The sequence below is a fragment of the Streptomyces sp. genome, assembly GCF_035563135.1.
Taxonomy (GTDB): domain Bacteria; phylum Actinomycetota; class Actinomycetes; order Streptomycetales; family Streptomycetaceae; genus Streptomyces.
The window spans coordinates 1-9,186 of record NZ_DATMVN010000553.1 but is presented as its reverse complement, the minus strand read 5'-3'; the positions used below and the strand labels follow the sequence as shown (position 1 = coordinate 9,186).

General features: G+C 70.1%; 8 protein-coding genes. 2 read left to right on the top strand and 6 right to left on the bottom strand.

The window, feature by feature from the left end; genetic code table 11:
• The 4 genes from VN520_RS24535 to VN520_RS24520 form a co-directional block, all read right to left on the bottom strand.
• Nucleotides 1-331 (bottom strand): DUF6879 family protein (locus VN520_RS24535; protein WP_331681916.1); only part of this gene is annotated, 331 nt, incomplete at its 3' end.
• A 236-nt stretch (nt 332-567) separates the two neighbouring features.
• On the bottom strand, nt 568-1,440 hold the full coding sequence (locus VN520_RS24530) for a hypothetical protein (RefSeq protein WP_325749103.1): 873 nt from the start codon (nt 1,438-1,440) through the stop codon (nt 568-570).
• Between the two features lie 34 nt (nt 1,441-1,474).
• The gene (locus VN520_RS24525) at nt 1,475-2,425 is read right to left on the bottom strand and encodes a helix-turn-helix domain-containing protein (RefSeq protein ID WP_325749102.1); all 951 of its coding nucleotides are present in this window, start codon (nt 2,423-2,425) and stop codon (nt 1,475-1,477) included.
• 378 nt (nt 2,426-2,803) lie between these two features.
• Nucleotides 2,804-4,075 carry an LCP family protein gene (locus VN520_RS24520; protein ID WP_325749101.1) on the bottom strand — a complete coding sequence of 424 codons (1,272 nt, stop codon included), beginning with the start codon at nt 4,073-4,075 and terminating at the stop codon, nt 2,804-2,806.
• Between the two features lie 141 nt (nt 4,076-4,216).
• Between VN520_RS24520 and VN520_RS24515 the strand changes: the two genes are divergently transcribed.
• On the top strand, nt 4,217-4,765 hold the full coding sequence (locus VN520_RS24515; RefSeq protein WP_325749100.1) for an acyl-CoA thioesterase: 549 nt from the start codon (nt 4,217-4,219) through the stop codon (nt 4,763-4,765).
• 48 nt (nt 4,766-4,813) lie between these two features.
• On the opposite strand, the gene VN520_RS24510 is transcribed toward VN520_RS24515, so the two are convergent.
• Entirely contained in the window at nt 4,814-6,178 is a 1,365-nt protein-coding gene (locus tag VN520_RS24510) for an LCP family protein (protein WP_325749099.1), read from the bottom strand.
• Between the two features lie 349 nt (nt 6,179-6,527).
• Between VN520_RS24510 and VN520_RS24505 the strand changes: the two genes are divergently transcribed.
• Nucleotides 6,528-7,559: a glycosyltransferase family 2 protein gene (locus VN520_RS24505; protein WP_325749098.1), complete on the top strand. Its 1,032-nt coding sequence runs from the start codon at nt 6,528-6,530 to the stop codon at nt 7,557-7,559.
• Nucleotides 7,560-7,631: 72 nt separating this feature from the next.
• On the opposite strand, the gene VN520_RS24500 is transcribed toward VN520_RS24505, so the two are convergent.
• Nucleotides 7,632-9,186 (bottom strand): LCP family protein (locus tag VN520_RS24500; protein WP_325749097.1); only part of this gene is annotated, 1,555 nt, incomplete at its 5' end.

The following is a 9,186-nucleotide window of genomic DNA, read 5'->3' as shown; positions in this document are numbered from 1 at the left end:
CTTGCCTGCGGGGGAGCCAATGGACTTGTTCCCCTGCTGCCACGTTGGTGAAGGTGAAGGAGTGCTCAAACGCGATGTAGTCGCTTACGGGCTCCGAGATCACCCGAGCCCTGCGGATCAGCACACCCTTGGCAGTGACCTCCTGCACGAGGTCGAGCCAGGGGCGCCACCAGGAGGCCCGGTCGTCCGAGTTCAGTCGGTGCCCCTGCTTCCACTCAGCGAAGCCCTTGATCTCGTTGTCGACGCCGTACCCGTCTCGCATCTCCAGATGTACGGCCGACTTCTGAACCGACCTGATGAGGCCGGAGAAGTCAGTCAGACTCTGCGACACGAATGGCCTCCTTGAGGAGCGGAACCATCCTGGACTCAAGGATGATCAAGGTTTCGTTTTCGGCCGTATATGCGCAGGCCAGGGTCATCGGATCGTCATGGCCCGCAACCTGCCGTGACGACCTCTCGCGGCAGCGTGCTGTGGCCCCGGACGATGCCGGGGCCACAGTGCGCCATAGGCGCCGGCGCGCGAGCGCCCCCGTACGAGGGACCGGACAGCTTTTGTCGGGTGACGGGTCACATGTTCTGGAAGATGTCGTCGGCTGAGGTCGCGGTGGCGGCACGCAGGAGCCACTCGCGCAGGACCTGAGGGTCGTCGCAGCTCGTGATCCTCTCGCGCGCCTCATCCGTCACGGCGATGTCGCGTGCTTCGAGAATCAGCAGAAGGCCTTCGGCGCGGCCCTCGGCGCGGCCTTCGTCCCGGATTTCTTCCGAAAGGGGGGAGGTGTAGAAGGAGAGATCCACGGCCACCAGGTTCCTCCACTGTTGTGCGGCGGGGCGGTTGCCCAGGCCTTGTGCGGTGAGTTCGACGAGGGGAGCGGCGATTGCGTCCGGGGCGTCCCGAAGGGCTGCGGACAGCGTTCTCAGTATGGCACCGACGTCCGGTTCGCCCGCGTGTGTGATGGCGGACAGCGTGGCGAGTGCCAGGTCCTTGCGGGCCTCGGCCACATCGGTGACGGCGGGGATGTTGTGCGGGCCCGCGACGAGCGGCTGGAGGGTGAGCACCGGCCACTGGGGCGCGCCGAGCGGTACCGGGCGGGCCGCCCAGGCGGCGGTGGCCCGGTCCTGGCAGACGACCAGCAGTGTGGTGGGCAGCCGGTACTTCTCGAGCAGGTAGGAGACGTAGTACGCCCAGCTCGTCGGCTTGTCGGGGTCCTTCCTGCCCTGGGCTTCGACCGTGAGGAGGAAGGGCCCGTCGTACTCCGTCTCGATGCGCAGCAGGGTGTCCACCCGGCGTTCGAGAGGCCGGGCCTCCGTGAGGTCGGTGGGCAGGACACCTGCGGAGGTGACCGGTGGAAAGGCGACTCCGAGCACTTCGGAGACTCGGGAGAAGAGCTCCGGGTACTCCTGGAAGACGCGGTGCATCGCCTCGTGGGGTGCGCTGACCATGAAGGTCCCGTTCGGGTCGTGGGCGGTATTCGGGTCAGGCCGCTGCGTGTGCCTCCGCCCGGCAGTCGCGGCAGTGGCCGGGGTGCCGGGAGCGGAAGGCGCGGTCACAGCGGTCGCAGTTCTGGAGCGGGATGACGATCGCACCGGGGCGTGGCGGGGGCGCGAGGTCGTGGGCGCCGGGCAGCGGTGGCGGCAGGAGCGCGGTGATCCGGTGCCGCAGGAGTTTGGCCGGGTGCTTCAGCGGTACGGGCAGGTCGGCGGTCAGCGCGTGGCGTACGGAGTCGGGGTGGGCGGCGCGTTCGAGCCAGGTGACGACGCCGGGCGTGAGGACGCCGACTTCCTGTTCCGAGAGCACGAGTCGGGGTGAGAGCCGACGCAGGTCGGCGAGGAGCGCGGCGGCCGTCCGCTGGAGCTCCGGTGTCGGAGCCGCCGGCCGGGGGAGCGGCGGGGGCGGCGTCGTACGTGCGGTGGGGGTGGGTACGCAGACCGGGGCGGCCTGTGGCTGCGGTGCCTCAGGTGCGCGTGTGGCTTCGCGCGGCGGCGACGGCGCGGGCCGCGGGGCAGCCGGTTCGCCGGGCCGGGTCCTGGACCGGGGGGCCGAAGGGGCGGCCCGCCCGGCCCCCGGCTGGTTGTACAAGACGGTACGGGTGACGATGCGGCCATCGGCGAGACGCAGGCGGCTGCGGTGCAGGTAGCCCGTGGCCTCCAACTCGCGCAGGGCGGCGGCGATCCGGGTCTCGCTCTCGGGGAAGCGCTCGGCGAGGCGCTTGATGCCGATCTTCGCTCCGGCGGGCAGCGACTGGATGTGCAGGGCGAGCCCGATGGCGACCAGCGACAGTTCGCGGTGCTGGCTGAGGTGGTTGCCGACGACGGTGAAGCCTGCGGTGTGCCGGAAGTTGACATGGATGACGCCGGACGGCGGTGTGAAACCCCCGGATGAGGCGGGTCGGGCGCATGGGGGCGCGGTAATCTGCTGGATACCCATCGGGAAGGGCCTAACTTCCTCGGTGGTCAGGCCCTCGGTCGAGATTGGTCGTCTCGCCGGGGGCCGTCTCATGTCTGTGGTGGTCGGGGCGAGCATATGCCTGGTAACCCGTCCCAAATCCAGCCCAGTTGCCATAAGTCACCCGCGCGAGTGACTGAGGCCCGAGTGGGGTCGGGTGGGGTGGGGAAAGTGATTTCTCCACGTCCTTCAAAGCTTTATGCGTCGTGGGAGACCGGGACGCGGTCCACCGGGTCGTGGGTCTCCGCGACCCGGTGGGACGGTCCCGGTACGCGGCCGGGAGCCAGCCTGGGCGGGCCGGTGGAGACCGGAGGCCCCTCACCCGCCGGCGGGTGAGGGGCCTCCGTGGGCCGGGGGCGGTCAGCTGCCCTTGACCGTGACCTTCTCGTCGTTCTTCAGCTGCTCCACGAGCTGTTTCACCTTGTCCTTGTCCCAGACCAGGTTGCCGTTCACGCTCTGCCCGGAGAGCGGGATGTTCATCGACGTGCCCTCCCCGCCCGTGACGCCCTTCATCGCGAAGAACATGTTGCCGAGCGACCAGAGTGACATGTCCTTGTCCACGATCAGGGTGTCCAGGCCCGCGCTCATCGTCGGGTAGAGCTTGAACGGGTTGAGGACCGTCGACGGGGTGGCCGTCTGGGAGGCCAGGGCCGCGAGGAACTTCTGCTGGTTCTTCGTGCGGTCCAGGTCGCTGCCCGCGAACGCGTAGCGGGTGCGGACGAAGGCGAGGGACTGCTCGCCGTTCAGCGTCTGCTTGCCGGCCTGGAAGTCGGCGCCGGACTTCTTGTCCTTGAACGCCTTGGGGATGTCCATCTCGACGCCGCCGATGGCGTCCACGATGTTGGCGAAGCCGCCGAACCCGATCTCGACGTAGTGGTCGATGCGCAGTCCGGTGTTGAACTCGACGGTGCGCACCAGCAGTTCCGGACCGTCCTCCGCGTAGGCGGCGTTCAGCTTCACGTGGCGGCCCGTGCCCTCGAACTTCTTGCCGGACTCCGAGCCGACGAAGCTGGGGATCTCGACGTCGGAGTCGCGGGGCAGGGAGATCATCGTCGGGCCGTTGGAACCGTCGTGCAGGATCATCATCGAGTCGGTCCGCTTGCCCTCGGCGGAGCCGGTGTGCAGCTTCTTCTTGTCCTCGGCCGTCATGCCCTCGCGGCTGTCGGAGCCGACGATCAGGTAGTTCGTGCCGTCGCCCTCGGAGGGGCGGTCGATGACCTTGGCGAGGTCCACCTCGCGCTTGAGCTTGCCGTCGGCCCAGAAGTACGTGCCGATGGAGACCGCGAGCACCACGACGACCAGGGTCAGTGCGCCGGCCTTGATCCGCCGGCCCCAGTCGGGGGCGGCCCGGGGCTGGACGTAGCCGCTGTCACCGCCGCGGCCGCCGCCGCGCTGGCCGGCGCCGTAGACCTGGTCCGTGTTGTAGCCGCTGTCGTAGCCGGGGGCGTCGTCGTAACCGCCGTGACCGTGACCCTGGCCCTGCTGCGGCGGGATCCGGGGCGGGGACTGCGGCGGCGCGGGGCGCCGCCGGACGTGCGGCATGGAGCGGGCGCTCTCGGGCTGAGGGCTGGCGCTGCCCCGTCCGTAGCGCTCGCCGGGTCCGCCGTTACGTCCTTCGGGCCAATCGCTCATGCGCACCAGTGTGCCGTCTCGGCCTGTGCGTCTTACAGGGTGTACCGGAGATCGGGTCACGGCTGTTGCGAAGCTGATGCAATGCGGCCGGGTGCAAGCCCCCGCATAAGCGGGTGCAAGCCCCCGCATAAGGTGGACGGTATGACAGAACAGCCCCAGTCACCGGAGGGTGATATTCCGGCCAAGCCGACCTCGGCGTCCCGGACCACCCTCAGCCACATCATGACCGGCAACGACACCAATCTCCTGGGCACGGTGCACGGTGGCGTGATCATGAAACTGGTCGATGACGCGGCGGGGGCGGTCGCGGGGCGGCACTCCGGTGGGCCGGCCGTGACGGCCTCGATGGACGAGATGGTCTTCCTGGAGCCGGTCCGCGTGGGTGACCTCGTCCACGTCCGCGCCCAGGTGAACTGGACCGGCCGTTCCTCGATGGAGGTCGGCGTCCGGGTCATGGCCGAGCGGTGGAACGAGTCGACGCCGGCCCAGCAGGTCGGCAGCGCCTATCTGGTGTTCGCGGCGGTCGACGAGGACGGCAAGCCGCGCCGTGTGCCGCAGGTGGCCCCGGAGACGGAACGCGACAAGCGGCGCTACCAGGAGGCGCAGATCCGCCGTACGCACCGCCTCGCCCGGCGCCGCGCGATCAAGGAGCTGCGGGAGCAGCGGGCCGCGGAAGGCATCGACGACTAGCAGGGCCGCCGCCCCGGCGCCGTGAGGGGCGGCCTCCGGGGGCCGGGGTCAAGGGCAGACCACCTGGTCGCCCGTCACCGTGCCGAACTCCCCGCGCTGCGAGTCCTCGGCCTTCACCTGCCGCACCTTGGTGAAGTCCGAGCCCGCCGTGACCTTCATGGTCCCGCCCTGCCCCTTCACCGCCCTGAGCTCGCATCCGGGCAGCGCGGCAGCCAGGGTCTTCGCCGACCGGTCCCAGCGCGGGTCGTACGTGACCACCGTCCGCCGCAGATCGTGCGGTCCGTCGTTCAGCGGCGAGCGGGTGGTGTCGAATCCGGTGCTCCGCAGTGCCGCGTCGACGTCCTGGCCGAGCCCGTCCTTGGGCGTCCCGTTGTAGACCTGCACCCGGATCTGCTCCGGCGCCACCTCGACGGGCTTCGCCTTGGGCTGCTTCGGCAGGTGCGGGGCGAGGCGCCGGTCCTCGCGCAGGGCCTGGAACATCTTCTTCGACTTCTCGGCGTCCCACTTCACGGTGGAGCCGATGCCCTTGACCTGGTGGCCCTTCCCGTCGAGGGGGACGGAGGCGAATTCGGACGAGGCCGGGGTGAAGCCGCGCATGGCCTTGCCGAGCGCCAGCATCTCCTCCGTCCCGAAGCCCTTGTCGGCGCGGACCGATTCGAGCACCGACGCGGCGACCTGCTGGAATTTCACCGGGTTCCTCAGCACACCGCTGCTGGTCGCCTGTTTGACCAGCGCGGCCATGAACCTCTGCTGGCGCTGCATCCTGCCCAGGTCCGCCGCCCCGTCGAGGTGCCGGGAGCGTACGTACCGGAGGGCCTCGCCCCCGTCCAGTTCATGGGTGCCGGGGGCCAGGTCCAGGCCGGTGTGGGAGTCCTTGAGGGGCTTGGCGGTGCAGATCTCCACCCCGCCCAGGGTGTCGACCGTCTTCATGAAGCCGGTGAAGTCGACCTCGAGGTAGTGGTCGATCTTGACCCCCGTCATCTGCTCGACGGTCCGCACCGTGAGCTGGGGCCCGCCCTCGGCATAGGCGGCGTTCAGCTTCACCGGATGAGGGGTGTGCTCCTTGCCGGTGGTGGCGTCCGTGTGGGCGGGGAGCTCGGCGTAGCTGTCGCGCGGCAGACTGATCACGCTGGCCCGCTGCCTGTCGGCCGAGAGGTGCACGAGCATGAGGGTGTCGGTGCAGTGGCAGGGGGCGCCGCCCAGCTTGTACTTCTCCTTCTCCGCCGGGGTGATCTCCTCCCGGCCGTCGGTGCCGACGAGCAGGAAATTCAGGCCGTGGCCGCCCTGGGGGCGGTTCTTCATGTCCTTGAACGGGTCGACCCGGTCGATCCCCGTCTCCAGGCCGCTCACCAGGGCGTGGCCGATCCCGCCGGCGCCGAGCACCAGCACGGACAGCCCGGTGACGGCCCGCATGCCCCACCGGCCCCGCGGCTTTTGCCCACCGGCCCGGTTCCGCCCACCGGCCCGGTCACCGGCCCCGGGCTGCTGCTCGGGTCTGCGCCGCACGGGCCTGCGCTGCGCGGGAGCGGTACGGGGGTGCGGTGGACGGGGCGATCGGTGCGGCGTGGGCACGAGGGACACCTCCGCGCGAGCGAGTGGGACTTTCACACGGTAGGCCCATACGATCTGCAGACCGGGAGGCCGCCCGGCGGCGCGCGCCGCTGTCCCCCGTTCGCGGTAACGTGGCGGCCGAATCACGCCGCCTCCTGGGGTGCGAAATCCCCCGGAACCCTGGCACCCCCGAGGACCCCCCGAGGACCACATGTCTGCCGCGCAGTACCCCGCCGTCTCCGTGATCATGCCGGTGCTCAACGAGGAACGCCATCTCAGGAACTCGGTCCGGCACATCCTGGAGCAGGAGTACGCCGGTGAGATGGAGGTGGTGATCGCCCTCGGCCCCTCGGACGACCGTACGGACGAGATCGCCGCCGAGCTGGTCCGGGAGGACGCCCGGGTCCACACCGTCCCCAATCCGACCGGCCGCACCCCCGCCGCGCTCAACGCCGCGATCAAGGCGTCCCGGCACCCGATCGTGGTGCGGGTGGACGGCCACGGCATGCTGTCGCCGAACTACATCGCGACGGCGGTGCGGCTCCTGGAGGAGACCGGCGCGCAGAACGTCGGCGGCATCATGCACGCCGAGGGCGAGAACGCCTGGGAGGACGCCGTGGCCGCCGCGATGACGTCGAAGATCGGCGTCGGCAACGCGGCCTTCCACACCGGAGGGAAGGCGGGCCCCGCCGAGACCGTGTATCTGGGCGTCTTCCGTCGCGAGGCGCTGGAGCGTGCCGACGGTTACAACGTGGAGTTCATCCGCGCCCAGGACTGGGAGCTGAACTTCCGTATCCGTGAGGCGGGCGGCCTGATCTGGTTCTCGCCGGAGCTGAAGGTGCAGTACCGCCCGCGGCCCAGTATCCGTGCCCTCTCCAAGCAGTACAAGGAGTACGGCCGCTGGCGTCACGTCGTGGCCCGTTACCACTCCGGCTCGATCAACCTGCGCTATCTGGCCCCGCCCGCCGCCGTCTGCGCGATAGCGGCCGGGACCGTCGTGGGCGCGGCCGTCACCCCGTGGGCGTTCGTCGTGCCGGCCGGATACGTGGCGGCGATCGTCGCCGGGTCGCTGCCCGCCGGGAAGGGCCTGTCGCTGAAGGCGCGCGCGCAGATCCCCGTGGCGCTGGCCACCATGCACATGTCGTGGGGGCACGGCTTCCTGACCAGTCCCCGCTCGCTGGCCAGGAAGGTCGTCGCCAGCCGCCGCCCGGCCGTGCGGGAGCAGACGGTCCGACCGTCGTGACCATCCGGTCGTCGTAACCGCAGGAAGAAGGGCCCCGCCGGCGACGGCGGGGCCCTTCTCCGCTGTACGACGTCACCAGGTGAAACTCGGGTTGACGTGCATGCACGCCTTCTCGTCCGCGCCGTTGAGCGGGTTCGCCGAGTCCGGCGTCTTCTCCTCGGCGGCCTCGGCGGGATAGGCCCCGCCCTCGCGCCAGTCGGCTCCCACGGCCAGGACGATGCCCGAGACGCCGGTCGACTTCTTCACCTGGGACGCCGGGATCCCGAGCGCCTTGGCGACGGCCTGCGCGTCGCCCTCCATGTCCGCGCTGGGATACAGGACGCCGGTCCTGGCGGCCGCCTCGACGTCCTGCGAATCGATCGTGGTCCTGGTGAAGCCCGCTTCCGTGAGCAGCTCCTTGACCGTGGTCGCACGGCCCCGGGCCGGGCCGAGCGTGTCCGTGGAGGTGGCGTTGCGCACGCTGACCGGGATCTCGGCGGCGGGGGCGGCCTGGTCCTTGGCGACGGGCGTCTTGCGCTTGGACGCCTTGCCGTCCAGCGGGATGTCCTCACGGACCATCCGGAAGACCTGCTCGGCCTCCTCGGCCTTCGGGTACACCCGGCCGCTGAACTGCCCCGTGCCGTAGACGTTCGGCATGGTCGTCATGGTGATGCGGTCGGTCGGTGCCTTCTTGAGCTCCTCGGCCAGGTCGTACAGCTTCTTGACGGTGTCGAGGCCCTTGTCGACCGTCAGCGCGGTGGTGGCCGCCTCGGCGAGGTCCATCAGCTTTCCGGGATCGGTGAGCTTGGTGCCCTTGCGCAGTTCGCGGACCATCGAGTTCAGGTACTGGTGCTGGGCCTTGGTCCGGCCGAGGTCGGTGTTGTCCTCGAAGCCGTACCGGGTGCGCAGCCACTGGAGGGCCTGCTCGCCCTTGACGGAGGTGGTGCCCTCCTCCAGCTTCAGCCCGGATCCCTTGCCGTCGCTGGTGTGCGAGTGGACGTTGGCGTCGACGCAGACGGGGACGCCCCCGATCGCGTCGGCCATGGAGACCACACCCGCGAAGTCGATCATCATGAAGTGGTCGATGGTGATGCCGGTGAGTTCGTACCAGGCGGCCACCGTGCACCCGGGGCCGCCGCGGCCCAGGCTCTCGTTGGTCTGGACGTCGACCGTGCTGGCCGGGTACACCTTGCCGGTGTCGGGGTCGGTGCACTTGGGCATCTTCAGCATGGTGTCGCGCGGCATGCTGATGACCGAGATGTTGCTGCGGTCCGCGGAGAGGTGGAGCAGCATCTGCACGTCGGCGAGCGGTGTGCCCCCGAAGGTCTCCTTCGCGCCGCCCAGCTTCTGGTTGGCCGCGGAGTCCCGGGCGTCGGAGCCTATGAGCAGGATGTTCAGAGGCGTCTGACCGGCGGCGTTGGCCTTGTGGTCGGCCATCTCCTCGTCGCCGAGCGTCAGATCCTCTTTCCTGAGGTTGCCGTTGAGGTGCTTGTAGTACACGTAACCGGCGCCGCCGGTGCCGAGTATGAGCAGCGCGAGGACGGTCGCCACCCAGCGCAGTATGCGCCGCTTTCCGCCTCTGGTGGCCCGCCGCACACGGCGGTTGGGTGCCGCCCCGCCCCGCACGCCCTCCGGCGGGGCGGGCCGC